General features: G+C 69.3%; 16 protein-coding genes. 6 read left to right on the forward strand and 10 right to left on the reverse strand.

All coding sequences use genetic code 11. The features are described 5' to 3' along the window. Positions 1 to 13: 13 nt before the first annotated feature. Entirely contained in the window at positions 14 to 682 is a 669-nt protein-coding gene (locus ABZW60_RS18330; RefSeq protein ID WP_355478225.1) for an excalibur calcium-binding domain-containing protein, read from the forward strand. Here the strand turns inward: ABZW60_RS18330 and ABZW60_RS18335 are convergent. Both ABZW60_RS18335 and ABZW60_RS18340 read right to left on the reverse strand, forming a co-directional pair. Further along, a complete protein-coding gene (locus tag ABZW60_RS18335; RefSeq protein ID WP_355478227.1) occupies positions 622 to 1,518 on the reverse strand; it encodes a hypothetical protein in 897 nt (298 codons plus the stop codon). The two genes, ABZW60_RS18330 and ABZW60_RS18335, sit on opposite strands and share 61 nt — an antisense overlap. Before the next feature lie 84 nt (positions 1,519 to 1,602). After that, positions 1,603 to 2,964: an NAD-dependent succinate-semialdehyde dehydrogenase gene (locus tag ABZW60_RS18340; protein WP_355478229.1), complete on the reverse strand. Its 1,362-nt coding sequence runs from the start codon at positions 2,962 to 2,964 to the stop codon at positions 1,603 to 1,605. Positions 2,965 to 3,017: 53 nt separating this feature from the next. Between ABZW60_RS18340 and ABZW60_RS18345 the strand changes: the two genes are divergently transcribed. Together ABZW60_RS18345 and ABZW60_RS18350 are read left to right on the forward strand one after the other, a co-directional pair. Continuing rightward, positions 3,018 to 4,145 carry a hypothetical protein gene (locus ABZW60_RS18345; RefSeq protein ID WP_355478231.1) on the forward strand — a complete coding sequence of 376 codons (1,128 nt, stop codon included), beginning with the start codon at positions 3,018 to 3,020 and terminating at the stop codon, positions 4,143 to 4,145. 132 nt (positions 4,146 to 4,277) lie between these two features. Then, entirely contained in the window at positions 4,278 to 6,335 is a 2,058-nt protein-coding gene (locus ABZW60_RS18350) for a M6 family metalloprotease domain-containing protein (RefSeq protein WP_355478233.1), read from the forward strand. Here ABZW60_RS18350 and ABZW60_RS18355 read toward each other — a convergent pair. Continuing rightward, positions 6,300 to 6,941, reverse strand: coding sequence for a histone deacetylase (locus ABZW60_RS18355; RefSeq protein WP_355478235.1), 642 nt, complete (start codon positions 6,939 to 6,941; stop codon positions 6,300 to 6,302). The two genes, ABZW60_RS18350 and ABZW60_RS18355, sit on opposite strands and share 36 nt — an antisense overlap. A 143-nt stretch (positions 6,942 to 7,084) precedes the next feature. Here ABZW60_RS18355 and ABZW60_RS18360 point away from each other — a divergent pair, with 143 nt between their 5' ends. Continuing rightward, complete coding sequence (locus ABZW60_RS18360; RefSeq protein WP_355478236.1) at positions 7,085 to 9,118, forward strand: phosphocholine-specific phospholipase C; 2,034 nt, start codon at positions 7,085 to 7,087, stop codon at positions 9,116 to 9,118. On the opposite strand, the gene ABZW60_RS18365 is transcribed toward ABZW60_RS18360, so the two are convergent. Continuing rightward, on the reverse strand, positions 9,115 to 9,735 hold the full coding sequence (locus ABZW60_RS18365) for a LysE family translocator (RefSeq protein ID WP_355478237.1): 621 nt from the start codon (positions 9,733 to 9,735) through the stop codon (positions 9,115 to 9,117). The genes ABZW60_RS18360 and ABZW60_RS18365 overlap by 4 nt on opposite strands. 127 nt (positions 9,736 to 9,862) lie before the next feature. Between ABZW60_RS18365 and ABZW60_RS18370 the strand changes: the two genes are divergently transcribed. Together ABZW60_RS18370 and ABZW60_RS18375 are read left to right on the forward strand one after the other, a co-directional pair. After that, positions 9,863 to 12,640, forward strand: coding sequence for a BTAD domain-containing putative transcriptional regulator (locus ABZW60_RS18370; protein WP_355478239.1), 2,778 nt, complete (start codon positions 9,863 to 9,865; stop codon positions 12,638 to 12,640). 42 nt (positions 12,641 to 12,682) lie between these two features. Next, positions 12,683 to 13,459: a methyltransferase gene (locus tag ABZW60_RS18375; protein WP_355478241.1), complete on the forward strand. Its 777-nt coding sequence runs from the start codon at positions 12,683 to 12,685 to the stop codon at positions 13,457 to 13,459. On the opposite strand, the gene ABZW60_RS18380 is transcribed toward ABZW60_RS18375, so the two are convergent. From ABZW60_RS18380 to ABZW60_RS18405, 6 genes are all read right to left on the reverse strand, one after another. Then, a complete protein-coding gene (locus tag ABZW60_RS18380) occupies positions 13,452 to 14,339 on the reverse strand; it encodes an ABC transporter ATP-binding protein (protein WP_355478243.1) in 888 nt (295 codons plus the stop codon). The two genes, ABZW60_RS18375 and ABZW60_RS18380, sit on opposite strands and share 8 nt — an antisense overlap. Continuing rightward, positions 14,336 to 15,157: an ABC transporter ATP-binding protein gene (locus ABZW60_RS18385; protein WP_355478245.1), complete on the reverse strand. Its 822-nt coding sequence runs from the start codon at positions 15,155 to 15,157 to the stop codon at positions 14,336 to 14,338. The genes ABZW60_RS18380 and ABZW60_RS18385 overlap by 4 nt, the downstream gene beginning before the upstream one ends. Further along, the gene (locus ABZW60_RS18390; RefSeq protein WP_355478247.1) at positions 15,150 to 16,025 is read right to left on the reverse strand and encodes an ABC transporter permease; all 876 of its coding nucleotides are present in this window, start codon (positions 16,023 to 16,025) and stop codon (positions 15,150 to 15,152) included. Before ABZW60_RS18390 ends, ABZW60_RS18385 begins: the two co-directional genes overlap by 8 nt. 5 nt (positions 16,026 to 16,030) lie before the next feature. Beyond that, the gene (locus ABZW60_RS18395; protein WP_355478249.1) at positions 16,031 to 17,125 is read right to left on the reverse strand and encodes an ABC transporter permease; all 1,095 of its coding nucleotides are present in this window, start codon (positions 17,123 to 17,125) and stop codon (positions 16,031 to 16,033) included. Beyond that, entirely contained in the window at positions 17,122 to 18,963 is a 1,842-nt protein-coding gene (locus ABZW60_RS18400; protein ID WP_355478251.1) for an ABC transporter substrate-binding protein, read from the reverse strand. The genes ABZW60_RS18395 and ABZW60_RS18400 overlap by 4 nt, the downstream gene beginning before the upstream one ends. Positions 18,964 to 19,213: 250 nt before the next feature. Further along, entirely contained in the window at positions 19,214 to 22,264 is a 3,051-nt protein-coding gene (locus tag ABZW60_RS18405) for a hypothetical protein (RefSeq protein WP_355478253.1), read from the reverse strand. Positions 22,265 to 22,322: the final 58 nt, after the last annotated feature.

Here is a 22,322-nt window from a genome sequence, read left to right on the forward strand (position 1 = left end):
TGGGGGAGGAAGAGTGAGGCAGTTCAACGCACCGCCCGGTTGGCCCGACCCGCCGACCGCACGCTGGCGACCACCGAAACGCTGGGAGCCGCCCGAATCGTGGCCGCCCGCACCGGCAGGATGGGCCTTCTGGGTCGACGCGTCCGGCAAACGGGTTCGCGGTCCGATCGGCAGGTACGGCGCACCGAGCAGGACCAAGGTCGCCACGATCGCGACCGTGCCGCTCGCGCTGATCACGCTGGTGCTGCTCAACCCGTTCGACGGCGGCGACGAGTCCGCGAGCACGGCGCCGGTACGGACCTCGGAGCCCACGTCGGCGCCGGCGAGCACGCCGGTCACGGAGCCGACGACCACCGGTCCGACCGCGACCACCGAGCCGACGACTCCGCACCCGACCGAGCCGACCTCGGTGCCGACGACGACGCCGTCAGCGGAGCCGTCGGAGAGCCGGACGCCGAGCGCGACGCCTGTTCCGACCGAGCCGGCCGAGCCGTCACCGACGAGCTCGCGGACGGAGCCGACGCCGACCACGGCCCCGGTCACCACGTCGGCGGTTGTGTACAAGAGCTGCGCCGAGGCGCGCGCAGCCGGCGCGGCGCCGCTGCATCGCGGGGACCCCGGCTACTCGGCGGCGCTCGACCGCAACGGCGACGGCGTGGCCTGCGACCGCGGCAACTCCTGACGCAGACCCTCGTTCCACAGCTCCTGCGTCTGGCTGATCCAGAAGGCGGCGAACAGCACGATCAGCGTGCCCTCGATCCACAGCACGGCATGCTCCCAGCCGAAGGCCTTCTTCCAGCCGAACATCAGCAGCGGGACGACGACCATCGCCGCGGCGATCACCGAGTACCGGTTGGCCGGTGAGTGCCGGACCGCATGCGTGCGCTGCTTGCGCCGGAACTGCTCGGCGTTCAGCAGGACGACCGCGACGATGCACCCGAACATCACGATCGCGGCCGCGTAGTGCGCGTTGGCGATGAACCCGGCCCGGTCGACCAGGAACCAGGCCAGCCCGCCGCCGAAGATCAGCGCCGCGACCACGAGACCGAGCACGTACATCGGCGTCCACCCGGCGGGCTGCCGGATCCGGTCCCGGACGATGAAGACGGCGGCCAGCAGCAGGCACGGTACGCCGACCACGAACACCGCGAGCATGTTGTTCGTGACGTTCGCCGCCGCGTCGCCGAGCACCACCGGCACCGAGTGGCACCGGCCCTGCCCCGGCGTCGGCACCAGCGCGACCCCCGGGGCGAGGATGCCGGCCACGTTGAGCAGGATGTCCTCCGGCTCGGTGTTGCCCTTCAGCACCACCATGCAGACGCCGATCGTGATCAGCGAGCCGACGAAGATCGCCCGCACCGGCGTGTAGTAGTACGCGCTGATCGAGGTCTGCAGGCAGTGCGGGTCGGTCTTCGACCACTCGATCACCAGTGACACGGCGAGCAGGGCGATCATCGCCACCATCGCCATTCGCAGGTACCGATAGGTCTTGATGGCGTAACCGCCGGGCACGGTCATCCGCGGTCCCCTCGCGACGAGCTCCCTGGTGCCGTCAGTATGCGCCCGTTCACGGACCGGCACGAGAGGAGGGCGCGCCGTCCGTCAGCCGAGCCGGATGGACTTCTTGTTCATGAACTCCTCGATGCCGGCCGGGCCGAGTTCGCGGCCGAGGCCCGAGCGTTTGATGCCGCCGAACGGCAGGTCCGCCTGGGAGCCGCCGGCCCGGTTGAGGTAGACCATGCCGGCGTCGATCCGGTCGGCGACACGACGGTTGCGCTCGGGGTCGGTCCCCCACACCGAGGCGCCGAGGCCGAAGGGCGTGTCGTTGGCGAGCTCTACCGCGTGGTCCTCGTCGGTTGCTCGGAAGACGATCACGACCGGGCCGAAGATCTCCTCGTAGTACGCGTCCATGTCCGGCGTGACGTCGGTGAGCACGGTGGCCTCGAGGTAGGCGCCAGGAGTGATCCGGTGACCGCCGGCGCGCAGCGTGGCGCCCTGCTCGACCGCCTTCGCGACCTGTGCGGCGACCTCGTCCGCGGCGGCGGCCGAGGCCAGCGGCGGGAGCTTCGTCGCGGGATCGGCCGGGTCGCCGGGCACGTAGTACTCCGTCACGCGCTTGGTCAGCCGGTCGACGTACTCGTCGTAGATGTCGGCCAGCACGATCATCCGCTTCGGTGCGTTGCAGGACTGGCCGCAGTTCCGCATCCGCGCGGTCGCGGTGGCGTTGACGGTCTCGTCCAGGTCGCCGGTGTCGAGGACGATCAGCGGGTCGGAGCCGCCGAGCTCGAGCACCGTCCTCTTCAGGTTCTTCCCGGCCTCGGCGGCGACCGAGATGCCGGCCTGCTCGCTGCCGGTCAGCGAGACGCCGGCGATCCGCGGGTCGGCGAGGATCGCCGGGATCTGCCGGCTCGAGGCGAAGGTGTTCACGTAGACGTCGGCCGGGACGCCGGCCGCGTGCAGGATCTCCTCGATCGCGCGCGCCGACCGCGGGCAGATCGAGGCGTGCTTGAGCAGGATCGTGTTGCCGAGCACCAGGTTCGGCGCGACGAACCGGGCGACCTGGTAGCACGGGAAGTTCCACGGCATGATCCCGAGCAGCGCGCCGATCGGGCCCTTGGTGATGACGGCCCGGCCGCCCTTGATGTCGATCGGCTCGTCGGCGAGCAGCGCCGGCCCGTGCTCGGCGTAATACCGGAAGATGTCGGCGACGATCCCGACCTCGCCCAGCCCCTCGCTGACCCGCTTGCCCATCTCCAGCGTCATGATCGCGGCCAGCTCGTCCGCCCGCTCCGCGAACAACTCCGCCGCCCCCGCGACGACCGCGGCCCGCTCCCCCACACCCCGCCCCCGCCAGTCCGGGTACGCCGCATGCACCCGGCCGATTGCCGCCCGCACCTCCTCCTCCGTCGAGTTCGCCACTTCCTCCACCAACACCCCGCGCGCCGGATCGGTGACCGAGTACATGGGTACCTCCATCCAGAATCAGAAGACGCCACCATACTGTATACAGTCTTCGCATGACGTGTCGCCTGCGCGATCGACAAGCAACGCTTACGCTCTTAGAACGGACGATCACACAGGGTGACGGAGGCCGCGCCATGGAGCCACATGCAGACTTCCTGACGCTCGTCGCCTTGCGCGCCAAGAAGGGAGAGTTCATGGCGCTCAAGTCGCTCCGTGCCGACCAATCGGTCCAGCCGCTGCTGATGCTCGACCAGGTACCGGAGGATGGCGCAGAGCGTCTGCTCGACCGTGTAGAAAGCGCAGTACGCGGGCTGTGGACGCTCGGTCGGGTCGCGATGATCGATGCGACAAACCTGGCTGTGGGTCCGGGCCCTGGAGCCGCAACCGTTCTCGAGCGTCTGAGCCATCGGCTCGAGCCGGACGCGGTCCTGCTTCTAGAGGACGACTTGGTGCCGTTCATCCCGGTGGTCAACACCGGTGCGGACCAGACGCTACTGACCCGGGTCGGCCAGTTGTCCGGCGAGATCGGCTATGGCTGCGCGGTGCGTGCCGACGTACCTGGCACAACGCCCGCGGCGCTCGGACACCTGCTCGAGCGACTGGCGTTCGATCCCGCGCGAACAGACCTGATCCTCGATGCCGGCTACGTCGCCGGGCTCGACCAACAGTTGGTGGACGAACTGCTGGCACTGCTCGACAGCCTGCCGATGTACGACCAGTACCGATCGATCACCGTCCTCAGCGGGTCTGTCCCCAAGCAACTCGAGCAGATCCATCATTGGGAGCAGCCGCGCTTCGAGGAGATCCTCTGGCGCACGATCAAGGCGTCGGCATCGGACCGGATCAGGTTCGGTGACTACGGCGCGGTGCATCCGGCTCCGTCCGAGCCATGGCCCAGCAAGCACATCAATCTCAAGTACACCTGCTCGGATCACTGGCTCTACCTCCGGGAGCGAATGCTCGACACCGACGCCGAGAATGCGCGGGCAGCGACCGTCCGCTTGGTGTCGAGCGAGTTGGTGAACTCCGGAAGCTTCTCCGGAGCGGACTACTCGTGGGGCGATGATCGACTCGCCGAAGCTGCCGACGGTCGAGGGCGCGGTCTCGGCGACACCAGCGCTCCGGTCGCCTTCGCGACCTCCCACCATCTCGCCTACCTGGGTGCATTCGCGGCTGCCTGAGCGGCGAACCCGCGTACGCGCCGGGACGTCTTGTGACATGGGTGTCGAAAGGGCATGCTCATGTCTGCCCGTTGTCCCGCCTCATTGATCGGATGCCCGCCCGTGTCTGAGCAACGGAAGTTTCGTCGTGTTGTGCAGTTGATCGCCGTACTGGCTGCCGTTTCGGTGCCCTCGATGGCGCTCGCCGCGCCGGGTGCGCCGCCGGATCCGGTGAACGCCTGGCAGTATCCGCACTGGCCGCAGAAGCAGCCCTGGCAGGAGTCGGGGGCCGACGCGCGGGTCGCGAAGACCTTGGCCTCGGGGCTGCCGGGGCCGATCGACCCGCAGAACTGGGAGAACCCGGACCACATGACGTGGGACGACTACGTCAAGCCGCCGGGGACCAACTGGGCCGACCCGAAGGTGAAGGGATCCCAGCGCACCTTCAAGGGCGCGCTCGTGCTGCTCGACTACCCGAACCAGGACTTCGTGGTCACCCAGCCCAAGGGCTCGACCGTGTTCGGCAACCCGAGCGCCGCCGCGAACGGCGTGCCGCGCGACCAGGTCGCGAGCTTCTACCACGACTTCCTCAACAAGCCCGAGCCGCTGAACCACGGCCACACGCTGCACGAGTACTGGATGGAGGACTCCGGCGGCCGGTACGGCGTGGACCTCACCGCGTTCGGCCCGTACCGGATGCCGGGCAAGTCGCACGAGTACGCGATGGAGTTCCAGGGCCCGACGGCCTGCCCCGCGGGCGACACCTGCGACCGCGACATCCGCACCGACGGGCGCGCCGCCTGGGTCGCCGACCAGGGCCCCGACGTACCGGCCGGCTACGACTTCGTGTTCTTCCTCAGCGCCGGGCAGGACGAGTCGTCCACCTGGCAGGAGTTCGGGATGATGAAGTTCCCGACCAAGGAGGACGTCACCGACGACTTCGGCCCGCCGGACCCGGCGCTGCCGAACTGGTCCGACACCCGGTACGTCGACTGGACGTCGTGGGCGGCCGGCGCGTCGATCTGGCCGAACGCCGGCGGCGGCTCGTCGACGCAGGCGGAGAGCTCCGGGATGGCGGTGTTCGCGCACGAGTTCAGCCACATCCTCGGCATCGGCGACAACTACAACAACCCGTACGGCGTGCCGCCCCGGCGCGCGTACACCGGCATCTGGGAGATGCTCAGCCGGGGCAGCTTCAACGGCCCGGGCGGCCCGCACAGCCGCTGGATGATCCCGGCGACCGGCGGCGCGTCGATGGGCGCGCAACACATGCTGCGCAACAAGATCAAGCTGCAGATGGTCGACGAGCAGAACGTGCTGCGGCTGTCCCGCGAGGCGCTCGCGTCGTCGGGGGTGGTGATCGCGAACGTGACGGCCCGCAGCGTGAACCCGGGCGTCAACGACCTGTCCGGGATCAACATCGAGCTCGGCGGCGCCGGTGATCTGGACGCACCGTGCAGCACCGCCACCGACCCGATGTGCGACGGCCGCGGCTACCAGAACTACACCGTCGAGGTCGTCGACCGGATGGGCACCGACTCGTTCACGCCCGATGCCGGTGTGCTGCTGGCGAAGACCAAGAACCAGGACCGTGCGCCCTTCGAGTGGGTGATCGACGCGAACCCGCAGAACATCGACATGACCGACTATGTGCTGCCCGACGGCACGAAGGTCCCGATCACGATCGGCGACTACCGGCAGCTGTCCGACGCGCTCTTCCACGCCGGCACGAACTCCGGCAGCGAGTACGAGTACACCGACACCGCGAACCGCCTGCACTTCTACATCACCAACGTGCACCGCAACGCGAAGGGCGAACTGTCCTACACGGTCGCGGTCCGCTCCCTCGACGGCGCCGGCGTCCAGAAGCGCGGCGTCCGGCTGCTGCCGACCGTCGCGAAGCCGGACCGCAACGGCGTCCAGACCTGCAACTTCAGCCTCACCAACACCGGCAGGGCCGGGACGACGGCCGGCCCCGAGGACATCACGCAGTACGTGAAGGGCGACGTCTACCGCCTGTCCGCCAAGTCCGACGGCTGGCCGATCTCCCTGCCGAACGCACTCGCCACCGCGAACGCGGGCCAGCAGGTGACCGTCCCCGTCCACACCAAGGCCGCTGCCGGCCCGCTCGCCAAGATCACCCTGACCGCCACGTCCGAGAGCGACCCGACCAAGTCAGCCACCGCGACCTGCGTCGCCGTCAAGCGCTGACCGCAGCGCGCCGGGCGTCCATGCCAACCGGACGCCCGGCGCCGCCTGCAGGTAGTCGACCACCCGGGCGAGCTCCCAGCCGTGCGCCTCGATCAGGCCGGTCGCGATCCAGCGCAGGTACGGCGCGGTGGGTGCGACCGGTTCGAGGCCGGCGGCTCCGTCGTGGGTGACGGTGAACATCGGTACGCCGTCGCGCTCCCCCAGCCGGACCACGGTCTCGTACCGGCCCGGGCCCATCGTGTGGAGCGCGGCGACGTCGGGCAGCAGCGCCGCGAGGTCGCGGGCGAACTGCCCGCCGGGTTCGCGGCGCATCTCCTGCGCGGCGACGTCGCCGACCTGGTCGGGTGTCAACAGGTACGCACGGGCAGCGACCTGGCCGGGCGCGGACAGGTCGTAGAAGGCCGATCCGCCGCCCCACACCTTGGACGCGCCGGCGAAGACCAGCCCGCCGGGCACCAGCACGCCCTCGGCCCGGACGGGATCGGAGCGATCACGGCAGCCGGGGTACACCCGGGCGCCACCGTGTGGCCGCCCGCCGGACAAGTAGCAGCGGAATCGTGCGAGGGCGAGGTTGGAGCCGTAGGCGACGTACCAGACGCGATCCACCGCACCTCCGTGAGCCGGCCACCAGCGTCCGCTCACAATAGTTTGAAACTCACCTCAACTGAACAGCACGGTTCATCTTCCGTCAGTTAAACGTTCAGACTAAGGTGCCGGGAGGCTCCACCCGCCCCGACAAGGAGACCCAGATGCCAGACATCAACCGCCGGAGGTTCCTGCAACTGGCCGGAGGGTCGGCCGCGTTCGCCGCGATGACGAACAGCATCGAGCAGGCCGCCGCGATCCCGGCGCACCGCCGCCTCGGCACCATCCAGGACGTCGAGCACATCGTCGTCCTGATGCAGGAGAACCGGTCCTTCGACCACTACTTCGGCACCCTGAGCGGCGTCCGCGGGTTCGGCGACCCGCGGCCCGCGACGCTGCCGAGCGGCAAGCCGACGTTCTACCAGAAGAATGCCCTCGGCAAGGAGATCCTGCCGTTCCGGCCGGAGGCGGACAACCTCGGCCTGCAGTTCATCCAGGACCTCGCGCACGGCTGGCCGGACGCGCACCAGGCGTTCGCCAACGGCCGGTACGACCAGTGGATCGCGGCGAAGACGTCGACCACGATGGCGTACCTGACGCGCGAGGACATCCCGTTCCACTACGCGCTCGCGGACAAGTTCACGGTGTGCGACGCGTACCACTGCTCGTTCATGGGCTCCACCGACCCGAACCGGTACTACATGTGGACCGGGTACACGGGCAACGACGGCACCGGCGGCGGCCCGGTCCTCGGCAACGACGAGGCCGGCTACGGCTGGACGACGTACCCGGAACGGCTCGAGCAGGACGGCGTCTCGTGGAAGATCTACCAGGACATCGGCGACGGGCTGGACGCCGGCGGCAGCTGGGGCTGGATCGACGACGCCTACCGCGGCAACTACGGCGACAACTCGCTGCTGTACTTCAACAGTTACCGCAACGCGCAGCCCGGGAGTCCCTTGTACGACAAGGCGCGCACCGGCACGAACGCGAAGGCGGGTGAGAGCCTCTTCGCGCAGCTGGCCGCCGACGTGCAGAACAACCGGCTGCCGAAGATCTCGTGGATCGCGGCGCCGGAGGCGTTCACCGAGCACCCGAACTGGCCGGCCAACTACGGCGCCTGGTACATCTCCCAGGTCCTCGACGCGCTCACCGCGAACCCCGAGGTGTGGAGCAAGACGGCGCTGTTCATCACCTACGACGAGAACGACGGCTTCTTCGACCACGTCGTCCCGCCGTACCCGCCGATGGACGCCAACCAGGGCCTGTCGACCGTCGACCCGAACCCGGACCTGTACACCGGCAACAAGGCCGCGCACGGCCAGTACGGTCTCGGTCAGCGCGTCCCGATGCTCGTCGTGTCGCCGTGGAGCACCGGCGGCTACACGTGCTCGGAGGTGTTCGACCACACGTCGATCATCCGGTTCATGGAGACCCGGTTCGGCGTCCACGAGCCGAACATCTCGCCGTGGCGCCGCGCGGTCTGCGGCGACCTGACCTCGGCGTTCGACTTCGGTACGTCGGCCACGCGCCCGGCGCAACTGCCGGACACCAGCGCCTACGAGCCGCCGGACAACAAGCGGCACCCGGACTACGTGCCGACGCCGCCCGCCGTCGGCCAGCTCCCGGCGCAGGAGCGCGGCTCCCGGCGTACCCGTCCGTTGCCGTACGCACCGGTCGTCGACGGCGCTGTCGCCGACGGCAAGTACCGGCTGACGTTCGGGTCCGGGGCGCGGGCCGGCGCGCAGTTCCTGATCACGTCCGCGAACCGCACCGACGGCCCGTGGACGTACACCACCGAGGCGGGCAAGACCGTCGCCGACAGCTGGAACCCGGTCTACTCCGGCGGCGTCACCGACCTCACCGTCCACGGCCCGAACGGCTTCCTCCGCACCTTCAAGGGCAAGCCAGCCACCGCCCTCGAACTCACCGCCCGGGAGAACCCGGCCACCGGCAACGTCGACCTCACTTTCACCTCCGACGTGGCCCGCACCGTCACTCTCACCAACGCCTACGGCGGCACCCCCAAGCAACTCGCCCTCCGCCAGGGCAAGACCACCTATACCGTCACCACCACGAACCGCTGGTACGACGTCGCCATCACCACCACCGCCGACCCGACCTACCTCCGCCGCCTCGCCGGCCACGTCGAAACCGGCGCCCCGGGCGTCACCGACCCGGCGATCAAGACCGTCTAGGTCAGCACCGCGAGTCCGGCGAGGGTCAGGTAGACGCCTCCGGTGGTCTGCTTGATCCGTCGCCGGGCTCGCGGAGACTGCCGGATCCGCGGCGCGAGCGCGCCGGCCACGGCCGCGTAGGTGGCGTCGCAGGCGGCGGCCAGAAGGACGAAACACACGCCGAGGACGAGGATCTGCGTCGGCCCGGACCTCTCCGCCGGGCGGACGAACTGCGGCAGGAACGCGAGGAAGAACAGCACGGTCTTCGGGTTCAGCAGGTCGACGAGCACGCCGTCGCGAATCATCCGCAGGCTGTTCCTCGGCAGCGCACGATGCTTGGGCGCGCTCTCCTTCACCGGGCCGAGCTCGCGGACCCCCATCACCAGCAGGTAGGCGGCCCCGGCGTACTTGACCAGCCGGAACACCTCGGGTGACGACGCCAGCACCGCGCCGAGTCCCGTGGCAGCCGCGATCACGTGGACGAGTGCACCGAGTTCCAGGCCAAGGACACAGGCGAGGCCGGCGGCGCGGCCGTGGCGCAGACTGCACGCGACGACGTAAGCGACCGACGGCCCTGGTGCGACGAGTACCACCAGGGCCGCAAGGCAGAACGACAGGACTGTTGTCCCGCTTGGCATGATCCCCCCGATCCGGGCCTTCGCCCGCTCGCCAAGAGACAGTACGGATGGGCGCTGCCAATTCGCTGTCAGTCCGCGACGACCCGGTCGATCGGTACAGTGGACAGCCATATCTCTCGGGGGTGAGATGGGACGTCTCGACATTCGGCTGCTCGGCCCGTTCGAGATCTGGTCGGACGGGCAGGTGGTCCGCGTTCCGGGGCGCAAGGTCCGGGCGTTGCTGACAGTGCTCGCGCTGAACTGCGGGCAGACGGTTTCGTTCGACGAGCTCGGTCGCGCGCTCTGGGCCGACGATCCGCCGCAACGCCTGCGCGGCAGCCTGCAGACGTACGTCGGGCGGCTGCGACGCGTGCTCGGCGACGACGCGGTGACGACCGAGCCGACAGGTTATCGCCTCGACATTCCGGCGGAGAGTGTCGACGTACTGCGCTTCCATCGCCTGCTGGACGACGGGAAACCCGAGCAAGCATTGACGATGTGGCGCGGAGACCCGTTCGGCAGCGCGCTCTCTCCGTGGCTCGAGGACCACGAAGCACCCGCGCTGGTCGAGCGCTATCTCACTGCGTGCGAACAACAGGCCGACGCAGACATTCCCGAACTGCAGAAGCTGACCGCGCGCTACCCGCTCCGGGAAACGCTGTGGCTGAGGCTTCTCACCGCACTCCGCGACGCCGGCCGCCAGGCCGAAGCACTCGAGCGCTACGAGACCGTCCGCCGGCATCTCGCCGACGAACTGGGCACGGACCCGGCCCCCGCGTTACAGGCCCTCCACCAGAACCTGCTCACGATGCCGAGGTCCAAGGCACGCAGCGTCGCGCTGACCCGCTTCTTCGGACGCACCGCGGAGCTTGCCCGGGTCGGCCGCCTGCTCTCCGAATCGCGACTCGTCACGATCGCAGGACCTCCCGGGGCGGGTAAGACCAGGCTCGTCCGGGAGTACGCGGCCCAGCACGACGCCTCCATCCTTGTCGAGCTCGCGACCGCTGACTCTGTGGCGAGCGGAGTCGAGCGGGTGCTCGGGCCGGACACGGCGCGGGAGCCGGCCCGTGAGCTGTTACTGATTCTCGACAACTGCGAGCACCTGGCGACGGAGGCCGGAGAGTACGTCGTCCAACTGCTCGAGGACCGCCCAGCCATGCGGATCCTCGCCACCAGCCGGGTCCCGCTCGGAGCACCGGGCGAACACGTCTACCGGCTCCCACCCCTGCCGGACCGGACGGCGGCCGAACTCTTCGTCGAGCGCGCGCGGCTCGTCAACGCAGACTTCCCCGGCGAGCACACCGCGACCGTCCACCGGATCTGCCGCCGGCTCGACGGTCTCCCCCTGGCCATCGAACTCGCCGCGGCCTGGATCCGCGTCCTGTCCGCGCAGCAGGTCCTCGACCGCCTCACCCCGCTGCTGCACGAGCAGCACGGACGGCGAGCGACGATGCGCGCCGCACTCGACTCGAGCTACCGCCTCCTGCAACCACCGCAGCAGCGGTTGTTCGGACGTCTGGCCGTGTTCGCCGGCGGGTTCGACCTGGACGCCCTCGAAGCGGTCGCGGGCATGGGCACCGAGCTCCTCACCGCACTCACCGCCCTTGTCGACCACTCGCTCGTCCTCACCGAGCCGCTGCCCGACGGCCGCCTGCGGTTCCGCCTCCTGGAACCTGTCCGCCAGTACGCCGTCACCGTGTCCACCGACGACGACGCCGTACGCGAACGTCACGCCCGTCACTACCTGGCGATCGCGCGCGCCGGTGACGCGGGCCTTCGCGGTCCGGATCGCGCCGCGGCGCTCGTCGACCTGGAGCGCGAGGAAGCCAATCTCCTGGCCGCGGTGGCGTGGGCGCGCACGCAACCCACGGACCTCGCCCTGCGCTTGTGTACGACCCTCGGCTACTACTCGGAGCATCGCGGCCAGGTCAACGAGGCCCGCACGCGGATCGAAGATGTTCTCGACCACGCTCCGGCCGAGCCCAAGGTGCGCGCCGCCGCGCTGGCCCGGCTGGGTCGCCTCGCCTGGCGGCAGCGCGACTATTCAGCCGCGCAGCGCACGTACCGGCAAAGCCTCGTCCTGCGCCGGCAGATCGGTGACGAGTACGGCGCTGCGCGCAGCCTGCGCGATCTCGCGCTGGCCACAGCCTCCGGCGGCGACACGGCGCTCGCGGCAGAGCTCTGCGAGCGGAGCATCGCGATGTTCGCGCGGTCCGGCGACGAGCGCGGTCGCGGCTGGGCGCTGACCGTGCTGGGCCTGACGCTGTTCGAGACCGGTCGCTGGGCCGAGGGCGAAACGCACTACCGCGAAGCGCTGGCGGTCAGCCTGGCCGGCGGCGGCGCCGCGATGACCGTGACCGCGCGACTCGGTATCGCGTTCGCTGCGGCGGTGGCCGGCGACGTCGAGACCCATCGGCGGCAGCTGGCCGGCGTGGTGGATCAGCTCCGCGCGGCCTCGGGCCTGATCGAGGATCCGGAATGGCTGTGGGCCGCCATGAGCCTGGCAGCCAACGAAGGACGCGGTCGCGCCGCGTTGCGGCTCGCCGGAGCGGCGGTCGCACTCAGCCGGCAGGGCGGACGGATGTCCGGAACCATGACAGCCTTCTGCGACGCGACCGTCGAACGCCTGCGCCGCGAGGCGGGGGCCCGCCGCGCGGGCCGGCTGATGACCGCCGGCCGGGAGCTGTCACAGGACGAGCTGATCGCCGAGGCGCTCGCTCCGCCGACCGTCGACGACCGGCCGTTGAGCCGCCGCGAGCTGGAGGTCGCCGACCTCGCCGGCCAAGGGCAGAGCAACGACGACATCGCGCGCTCCCTGGCGATCTCCCGGCGGACCGTCGAGACCCATCTCGACCACGTCCGGCAGAAGCTCGACCTGTCCAGCCGGTACGAGGTGGTCGCCTGGGCACTGACGCGATCCGGATGATCCCGGATGTGCGTGGTGCCCGGCCCGCGCGACCCTGCCGGGATGGACTACGTCTTCGAAACCGGCAGCGACCTCGGCCGGGACCACATGCAGTATCTCGGCACCCTGCTCGATGCCCCGACCCGCTGGTGTCTCGAACGCGGCGGTCTGTCGGCCGCCGCGCGCTGCCTGGAGCTCGGCGCCGGCGCCGGCTCGATCGCGAACTGGCTGGCGGCGCGCACCGGCGAGGTCGTTGCCGTGGACATCGACACCAGCCGGCTGACGGACGTCGCGGCGAACGTCGAGGTCCGGCGGCACGACCTCCGCGAAGGCCTCGGCGTGGACGGCCCGTTCGACCTGATTCATGCGCGGCTGGTGCTCGTGCATCTCCCCGAACGCGAGCAGGTCTTCGCCCGGCTGGTCGAGGCGCTGGCGCCCGGCGGCCGGCTCGTGATCGGTGACTTCACCGGCCGCCGGCTGCATCCGATCACCATGCCCAGCCCCGAGGACGAGGCAGTCTGGGCGCGCATCCAGTACCTCTCACACGAGGTCGCGGGTCCGGCCAGCGGCATGAGCATGACGTGGGCGGGCAGCACGGCAGCCCGGATGACCGACGCCGGCCTGGTCGACGTACACACCATGGAGTACTCCGAGACGACGACGGGTGGCACCGACGGTTGCTTGCTGCACCGCAACCTCAACCAGCAGGCCGAGCCGCTGCTGCTCGGCGTCGGCGCCACCCCGGACGAGCTCAGGCGCTATCGCGAACTGATGACCGACCCGTCCTTCAGCGCGTGGTTCTACCAGTTCCTGTGTACGTCGGGAGTGCGGCCTAAATGATCGGCACCTCCGGTTTGGTGGTGTCGGCCGGGGTGTTGTCGTCGACCTGGTCGAGTTCGTCGACGGCGATGCGGCTGGTCCAGCGCTGGTCGGGGTCGGGCTGGGGGATGGAGTCGAGCAGGAGTTTCGTGTAGGCGTGGGACGGCTCGTGCATGACCGTGGAGACCGGGCCGCGTTCGACGATCTGGCCCTTGGTGATGACCATGACCTCGCCGCCGAGGTAGTAGACCGTGGACAGGTCGTGGGTGATGAACAGCGTCGTCATGCCGTGCTCACGCTGGAAGTCGAGCAGGATGTCCAGGAAGTGCTTGCGCACCTGGGCGTCCAGCATCGACACCGGCTCGTCCGCGATGATGAACGACGGCCGCAGCATGTGCACCCGGGCCAGCATGATGCGCTGCCGCTGGCCGCCGGACAGCTGGTGCGGGTACCGTCCGAGCACGTTCTCGGGCTCCAGGCGGACGGCGCGCAGCGACTCCTCGATCAGCTCGAGGCCCTTGGCGCGGGTGTCCGCGAGGTTGAACTTCTTCACCGCCTTCCAGAGCACGCGGTCGACCCGGTAGAACGGGTTGAAGATCGCGTACGGGTCCTGGAAGACCGGTTGCACGTCGCGCCGGTACTCGTCGTACTCGGCACGGCTGAGCTTGAAGATGTCCTTGCCGCCGTACAGCACCTGCCCGGCCGTGGGCTTCTGCAGGCCGAGCACGTTGCGGGCGATCGTGCTCTTCCCGCTGCCGCTCTGGCCGACCAGGCTGACGATCTGCGGCGGCGACGCGGCCAGGCTGAAGCTCACGTCGTCCACAGCGGTCACGTACCCGTCGGCGACCCCGCGGGCGTGGAACCGTTGCTGGACGCCGCGCAGTTCGAGTTCCGATTTCATGAGGCCCTCCGTCCGACCTGCGGGATCGAATCGATCAGCTGCCGCGTGTAAGCGTCCTGCGGGTCCTTGAACACCTGCCGTACGTCGCCTACCTCGACCAGCCGGCCCTCGTACATCACCGCGACCCGGTCGGCGAGCTGCGCGTGCACGCCCATGTCGTGGGAGATCACCATCAGCGTGACGCCGAAGTCGGTGCGCAGGTCCGCGAGCGACTGCAGGATGACCCGCTGGATCGTCACGTCCAGCGCGGTGGTCGGCTCGTCGGCGATGACCAGGTCGGGCTCGAGCGCGACCGCGATCGCCATCAGCACCCGCTGCTTCATCCCACCGGACAGCTCGTGCGGGTACATCCGTGCCACCCGCGGTTCCAGCCCGACCTGGTTGAGCAGCCGCGGGATCAGTTCCCCGAGCGAGTCCTTGCGCTGCGGCGCGTGCTCCAGGATCACGTCCTTGAACTGGTCCTGGACGCGCATCACCGGGTTGAGGGAGCTCATCGAGCCCTGCGGGAGGTACGAGAGCGCGCTCCAGCGCAGCACCCGCAGTTCCTCGCCCTGCACCTTCAGCAGGTCGACCGGCGAGCGGCCGCCCGGGTGGAACATCACCGAGCCGCCGGTCACCTTGCCGGGCGCCTTCAGGAGCCGCAGCAGCGCGACCGCGAGTGTGCTCTTCCCACTGCCCGATTCCCCGGCGATGCCGAGGATCTCGCCGCGGCGGACGTCGAGGTCGATCCCGCGGACCGCCTTCACGTCGCCGCGGTTCGTGGAGTAGGCGACCTCGAGCCCCTTGACCTCCAGGACGTTCTCGGCAGCGTTACTCACCGGCCACTCCCCTCAGCCGCGGGTTGTAGACCTCTTCCAACCCGATGTTCACCATGTTCAGCGCCGCGAACAGCAGCGTCAGCAGTGCGATCGGCACGACGAACATCGGCCACGCGCCGAGCGTCAGCGCCCCGGTGCCGATCGCGTTGAAGATGATCTGGCCCAGGTCGATCACGCCGCCCGGCCCGAGGCCGATGATCTCGAGTCCGACCAGGCCGAAGATCGCGCCCAGCGCCGACGACGCGAACCCGACGCCGATGAACGGCAGCAGGTTCGGCAGCAGCTCGGTGACGATGATCTCCAGGTCGCGCGACTTGCTCACCCGCGCCAGGTCGACGTACGGCCGGGTGCGCAGGCTCAGCACCTGGGACCGGATCGTCTTGGCCGCGAACGGCCAGGAGAAGATCGAGATCATCACGCCGACCTGGAACAGGCTGACGTTCTTGGCGTACGCCGACAGCGCGATCAGCAGCGGGAACGTCGGGATGACCAGCAGGATCCCGGTGAAGGTCGAGAGCACGTTGTCGATCCAGCCGCCCTTGTAGCCGGCCACGAACGCGACGATCACACCGGCGACCGTCGAGATGACACCGGCGATCGCGCCGATCTGCAGCGAGACCGACAGCGCCTTCACCACCATCGCGAACACGTCGCGACCGAACTGGTCGGTGCCCAGCAGGTGATCGGGGCCGGGGACCAGCCACTTGTCGTAGGCCGCCAGCTCGATCGGGTCCTGGCCACCACCGATGGCCTTGCTGATCAGCGGGCTGAACAACGCGATCAGCACCAGCACCCCGAGGATGACCAGCCCGGTCGCGAGCCGCCTGCTGTTCCGGATCGTCCGCAGTACCGCGGTCAGGAGTCTCATCGGCATCACTTCCAGTACTTGACCCGCGGGTCGAGCAGCGGGAGCAAGAGGTCGAGGAGCAGGACAGCGGTCAGCACCGAGAAGATCGCGATGTCGGTGACTCCGAGGATCGTGTTGAAGTCGAGCTGCTGGATCGCGGTGACCAGCGTGGTGCCGAGCCCCGGGTAGTTGAACAGCTGCTCGACCAGCACGTTGCCGTTGAAGATGAAGCCGAGCGAGATGCCGAACGCGGTGACCTGCGGCAGGTAGCAGTTGCGCAGCGCGTACCGGGTCAGGATCCGCCAGCCCTTGAGGCCCTTCGCCTCGGCGTACACCAGGTAGTCCTCGCCGAGCACGGGGATCATCAGCATCCGGGTGGACAGGATCCAGCTGAAGGTCCCGATGATCACGATCGACAGGCCGGGCAGCAACCCGTACTTGAGCACACTGCCGATGAACTCCGGTGTGATCCCCGGATTGATATTGGAGTCGTACGCCGATCTGGCCGGCAGCACACCCATCGAGTACGCGAAGACGTACACCAGGATCAGCGCGACGAAGAAGTACGGCACGTGCGACAGCGCGATCGACAGGTTGGTGGCGATCGCGGAGCCCAGCTTGCCGCGCCGCCAGCCGGCGAGTGCGCCGATCACGACACCGAGGATCCAGGCCAGCACGGCCGAGATGCCGAGCAGGCCGATGGTCCAGGGCAACGACCGCAGGATCACGGTCTGCGCCGGTGTCGGGTAGTTGATCAGGCTCGGCCCGAGGTCGCCGTGCAGGACCAGCTTCTGCATGTAGGTCACGTACTGGGTCAGCAGGTTGCCGTCCAGCCCGAACTCGTGCTTGTAGCGCGCGATGATCTCCGCGCTGGCCGTCTGGTTGTAGATGTAGTTCTGCTGCAGCGTCTGGATCAGCGTGTTGATCGGGTCGCCCGGCATCAGCCGGAAGAAGAAGAACGCGATGGTCAGCGCGCCCCACAGCTCCACGACGTACAGCCCGAGCCTGCGGATGGCGTACGCCGCCAGCGGATGCCGCGACAGCCAGGCCCGCACCCCCGAACGGGGTGCGGAGTCCTGGCTCTTGTCGACAGCTACCACCGGCGGGGCCTCCGCCGTCACGCCGGTCCCTTCTGCCCGGTGGGCTCGATCTTGCCGAGCACGAAGATGAAGTGCTGCCACCAGTTCAGCGGCACCTCGTACAGGTCGTCGTCGGTCGGCCAGCCCTTCCAGAACGTGGTGTTGAAGTACGACGGGTAGCCGGTCTGGATCACCGCCAGCATCGGCAGCTCCTGGAAGTAGATCTCCAGCGCCTCGCTCAGCAGCGGCTTGGCCTCCTCGCTCTCCGGGTCCAGCCCGGCCAGCTTCTTGGAGATCTCGTCGAACTTCGCGTTCCGGAACCGCAGCTTGTTCTTACCGGCCGCGTTCTTGCCGACCGGCTGGTACTTGTCGCTGGTCCAGTCGGTGTACAGCTGCTCGGGGTCGATCGCGATCCCGGCCCAGCTGGAGTCGATGTCGTACTCGCCGCGCTGGAACTTCTCGTCGTGCACGTTACCGGCCAGGCTGCGCAGGGTGGCCGGGACGCCGACCTTGGCCAGCTCGGTCTTCAGCACGTTCGCGATCGCGTACTCACCACCGTCGACCGGCGACGGCGTGATGATCTCGAGGTTGATCTCCTTGCCCTTGTAGGTCCGCTTGCCGGCGGCGTTCTTCGGGGCGATCTCGTCGAGCAGCTGGGTGGCCTTCTCCGGCGAGAACTCGAACTTGTACTTGTTCGCGATCTCGTCGTTCTTCCACTTGTCGTTGGTCGGGTAGTCCGCCCACGGGTACTGCGCCGGCGGCACCGGGACCGGCCAGATCGACTTGCCGATCTTCTCCCGGTCCAGGCAGTAGTTGATCGCCCAGCGCATCTTCGGCTCGGAGATGACCCCGCGGGACGGGTCGCAGTTCAGCCACATCACCCGCGGGTTCGGGTCGTGGAACTGCGTGGTCTGCAGCGCCGGGTAGCCGGTGTTGCGCAGCTGCTTGGCGTGCTGCTCGTCGACCGAGCCGACGTCGAACTCCGCGCGCTCGAAGGCCAGCGACGCCTGGTCGAGCTGCTTCGACGTGCTCTGGTACACGACGTACTGGGGCTTGACGTCGAGTTTGTCCTTGTTCCAGTAGTTCGGGTCCTTCTCCCAGACGAACATCTTCTGGTTCCGGATCGCCTGCTTCAGCTTGTACGGCCCGCTGTGCACCGGCGGGTTGTCCTTGTACTTCGTCGGGTCCTGGGTCTTCCAGATGTGCTCGGGCATGATGCCGAGCGGCGGACCGGCGATCGCGGAGATGAAGTTGTAGTGGAACCGGGGCGCCGGCTTGAGCATCTTCACGACCGCGGTCTGGGCGTCCGGAACGTCGATCGCCTTGACGAACTCCTTCAGCTCACCGCCGCCGCCGAACAGGTCCGGCCGGTCCTTCAGCAACATGATGGTGAACTTGAAGTCGGCGGCGCCGAGCGGCTTGCCGTCGTTCCAGTGCGCCTTCGGGTCGAACTTGAAGGTGACCTCGGTGAAGTCGTCGTTGTACTTGTACTCGGTCGCCAGCCAGGGCTTCATCTCGCCGGTGGCGAAGCTCAGGTAGAACAGCGGCTCGGTGCTGAGCTCGACGCCCGCACCACCCGGTGAGCCGTTCGGGATCATCCCGTTGAAGCTGTCGAAGACCGTGTACTCGACCTGCCCGACGATGACCGCCTGGTCCCGCGGCACCGGGATGTTGGCCTTGCCGATCTGGATCGACTTGGTGGCGACGGGTTTGTTGTTGTTCGCCGGTTTGTCGGAGTACGAGGAGCCACCGCCGGAGCAGGCCGCGAGGAAGGCGGTCATCGCGGCCGCGGCACCTCCTCCGACCAGGCTTCGCCGACTCAGCTGATAGCGGACGACGTCTTGGACGTCTTCGAACTGGGGCCGCGGTGCTTCGTTCATGACGAAAGTCACCTCCGTTTCCGTTGCGCGGACAGGCTGATCACCGACCGAGAGGTGCCACGGACTATAAGTAGGGCTGACAACGTTGGCAAGAGTTCATTCCCACGTTGAAACCGTGAGGTTATATCCGCAGATCAGTCGATATACCAACCGATGACAACGTTGGCTCGCTCTCCGTGACGCCGCACGCGGAAACGCTTCCAGCAACCGTCACGCGGCGTGTACTTTCGGGCCCCGCGTCCGGATCCGGTCAGTCGTAGACCGCGTCGACCAGAAGTTCCACGGAACGGTCCGGTTCGTTGAGAACCGCGCGGATCACATGCCGCCGGTCCCAGCGCCCGGCGGCCCAGGCGAGCGCCTTCGCCAGCCCGTCGAACGTGGCGGCGTGCGGCGCCCCGTCGGCGTCCACCCACCACGACACCTCGACACCGTCGACGGTGAGCTCCTCGTGCTCCCACCAGGTCGCCGGCACCTCGGGCACCAGCTCGGCGACCAGGGCCGGTACGTCGGCCTCCGTCCCGCCGGCGTCAAGATTGCCTTCAGCAACTTCTTGGGCGAGCGGTACGTCGAACAGGTCGCTCAGCCCGTCCGCCGCCGCGCCGGACCCGATCACGAACCCGCCGAGGTCCTCGCGCTGCACCCACATCGGGCCGTCGACCACCACCGCGCCGTCCGCGTCGGTGACCCGGGTCGTCCCGTCGGGGTCCAGCACCCGGACCTGGTCGGGCGCGTCGCCGGGGAACAGCGCGAGCGTGCCGAGCCGGTCCCACAGCCGCAGGATCGACGCCTCGTCGACCTCGCGCGCGGGGTCGGCCAGCCGGTCGAGCACCAGCGCGATCCCGTCGGCGTCGAGGTCGCCGACGTCCCGGACCAGGCCGACCGCCGTCCGGACCTCGGGATCGAGCCCGGCGGTCCAGGCGGGCGCCACGTCGAGGAAGGTGGCGAGCACCGGTTCGGCGTCGGGATCCGCACGTCCGGCGAGCGGTTCGCCGTCGTCCAGCAGGACGTGCTCACGGATCCACCAGGCGGCGTACGACGGCACGCCGAGCGGCCGGTCGTCCGGGCCGACGACCCGCACCTGGGTGACCAGCGCGCGGCGCAGGCCGGGGTCGGATCCCAGCAGCTGAAGGACTTTCGGCCAGCTGCCGTCGGTGATCCAGTCGAGGTCACGGATCGCCTCGAGCTCGCCGACGGTCGCACCGAAGCGGGATCCGTCGGGTGCCACGTCGTACGCCCAGTCCTCGATGCCGTCGAGGTCCTGGAGGGCCTCGGGCAACCGGTCGAGGGTGACGTCGGACGCGGCGATCACGCCGAGCGAGGCGAGGACACCGACGGCCTCCAGCGCGGGCAGACCGTAGCGGTCGAGCACGTCGCGCGCGATCGGCGCGACTTCCTCGGCGTCGAGGACCGCGTGCGCGTCGGAACCCTCGACCACCAAGGCGTTCGCGGGCACGAGGTCGCCGTCGGCGTCGCGCAGGACGAGGTCGGACAGCCACCACAGGCCGTCGGCCTGCGAGGGGTCGGCGGCGACCAGACTGAGGACGGCGTGCGCGATCGCGTCCGGGTCGGCCGAGTTGTCAGGGTCGGCGGAGTGCTCGACCGCGGTCCGGACGGCGCCGTCCTCGAGGAGCGAGCGTGGTGTCGCGGGGATCGCGCCGAGCCGTTCGAGGACCGGGTCGACGGCGTCGGGGTGGACGACGCGGACGCCGTACTCGCCGAAGGCGGCGAGGGTGTCGAGTGGGAGCTCGGGGCCGGGCAGGAGCAGGCCGCGGGCGCCGCGGACCAGGCGGCCGTCGGCGAGCGGGACCGGGAGGGTGCCGAGCGCTTCGCGGATCAGCGGGTCGGTGGTCATGGTTCCGAGGCTGGTGTAGAGCGTGCGCCACCAGGCCGGCGACTCCTCTCCCCCGAGCTGGTCCACCACGTCGGCGAGCTCGAGACGCCTTACCTGCAAGGCATCCAGCGCGAGCCGGTCCTCGCGGCGCGCGTGCACCAGGCCGGGGACGAGCGGCGCGAGTACGGCGTTGAACGCCTCGTCGGCGCCCTCCACCACGACCGCGTCCTGCGGTCGGAGAACGGCGCCGTCGACGGCTGTGAGCATGGGCGTTCGGGGCAGGATCGCGAGGATCTCTTCGCGCAGCATCCGGTCGAGGGCGCCCGCGGCGAGACCGGTCGGGACGAGTCGCAGTACGTCGTCCGCGGCCCGCTCCTGCAAGAGGTTTGCGTAGGCTGTCGCGGCTTCGTGCACCAGTCGGTCTGTCAGCGGTCCTCTGGCCACGTGCCGGCGGGTGGAGTCGAGCGGGAAAGTTGCCAGCAGCAACGCCGGCAGCGCGAACGGTTCGTCGGTCGGCGTCGGTGCGTGGATCACGGCCGGCAGATCGACGTGCGGGGCGCGCGGGAGGGCCCAGACGACGGACCAGGCCGGGCGGGAGCGTTCTTCGGTCGGGCGGTCGGCGAGCAGGGTTTCGCGTTCGGCGGTGTCGAAGGTGCCGCCGGTGCGGTGGATATGCCAGCGGGCGTTGACGTTCTCGAGGATCCGGTGGCCGTCGTCGGTCTCGATCTCGATGCGTTCCAGACCTGGCAGGGCGAGCAGGAGAGCATCGTCGGCTTCGGCGAGCAGGCGGCGCACGAGAGCCGCGGCGGCCTCGTCGCGGAGCGGGAGAATGACGGCGGTGTCGTACCCGGCAGGCGGTTCACCTTCAGCCGCGAACGGCAACCGCAGCACCGGAACCTGCCCGTCCCGCCGGCGCACCTCGGTGTCGAGCGACGCCTCGCCGAGCTCGGCGATCGCCGCCGCGGTATCAGCCTTCGAGAACCGCACTCCCCCGGTCCTGGACAACACCACCGGCTCATCGGTCACCGCCAGCACCGCGGAGAACCCCACACCGAACCGCCCCACCGCCCCAACCTCGCCCACAGCGTCGCCCACGCCCGGCTGGGGAGGATTTCTGCCCGGCTCGGGAGGGAAAACCTCCCCGGCCGGGGCGGTTCGGGTGGGGAGGAGCTTGGCGGAGGCGCGGAGGGTTGCGAGGGACTCGACGCCGTCCGCATCCAGCGGGGCGCCGGTGTTGGCGACGACGAGGGTGTTGTTGCGGAACTCGTACAGGACTCGGCCGGGTAGGCCCGCGCGGGCGGCCGCGTCGGCGGCGTTCTGGGCGAGTTCGACGACCAGGCGGTCGACATACCCGCCGAGGGCGAGTTCCTCCTCGGCGTTGGCGTCCTCGCGGAACCGCACGGGTGCGGCCGCCCATCCCGCCAGCACCCGTTCGCGGATTCCCGTCGTACCGAAGGCGTCGTCAGTCACCGACGCAGTATGCCGTACCTCCGGGCACCGGCCGGCGGGCTGCTTCTGTCGTCGGCTG

The sequence above is a fragment of the Kribbella sp. NPDC003557 genome (assembly GCF_040610805.1).
Taxonomy (GTDB): domain Bacteria; phylum Actinomycetota; class Actinomycetes; order Propionibacteriales; family Kribbellaceae; genus Kribbella.

Bases quoted from the DNA above. Each gene is read 5' to 3' on its own strand.
- ABZW60_RS18390 (WP_355478247.1), bottom strand. From the start codon at position 16,025: ATGAGACTCCTGACCGCGGTACTGCGGACGATCCGGAACAGCAGGCGG.
- ABZW60_RS18380 (WP_355478243.1), bottom strand. From the start codon at position 14,339: ATGAAATCGGAACTCGAACTGCGCGGCGTCCAGCAACGGTTCCACGCC.
- ABZW60_RS18335 (WP_355478227.1), bottom strand. From the start codon at position 1,518: ATGACCGTGCCCGGCGGTTACGCCATCAAGACCTATCGGTACCTGCGA.
- ABZW60_RS18345 (WP_355478231.1), top strand. From the start codon at position 3,018: ATGACGTGTCGCCTGCGCGATCGACAAGCAACGCTTACGCTCTTAGAA.
- ABZW60_RS18360 (WP_355478236.1), top strand. From the start codon at position 7,085: ATGCCAGACATCAACCGCCGGAGGTTCCTGCAACTGGCCGGAGGGTCG.
- ABZW60_RS18340 (WP_355478229.1), bottom strand. From the start codon at position 2,964: ATGTACTCGGTCACCGATCCGGCGCGCGGGGTGTTGGTGGAGGAAGTG.
- ABZW60_RS18370 (WP_355478239.1), top strand. From the start codon at position 9,863: ATGGGACGTCTCGACATTCGGCTGCTCGGCCCGTTCGAGATCTGGTCG.
- ABZW60_RS18365 (WP_355478237.1), bottom strand. From the start codon at position 9,735: ATGCCAAGCGGGACAACAGTCCTGTCGTTCTGCCTTGCGGCCCTGGTG.
- ABZW60_RS18400 (WP_355478251.1), bottom strand. From the start codon at position 18,963: ATGAACGAAGCACCGCGGCCCCAGTTCGAAGACGTCCAAGACGTCGTC.
- ABZW60_RS18375 (WP_355478241.1), top strand. From the start codon at position 12,683: ATGGACTACGTCTTCGAAACCGGCAGCGACCTCGGCCGGGACCACATG.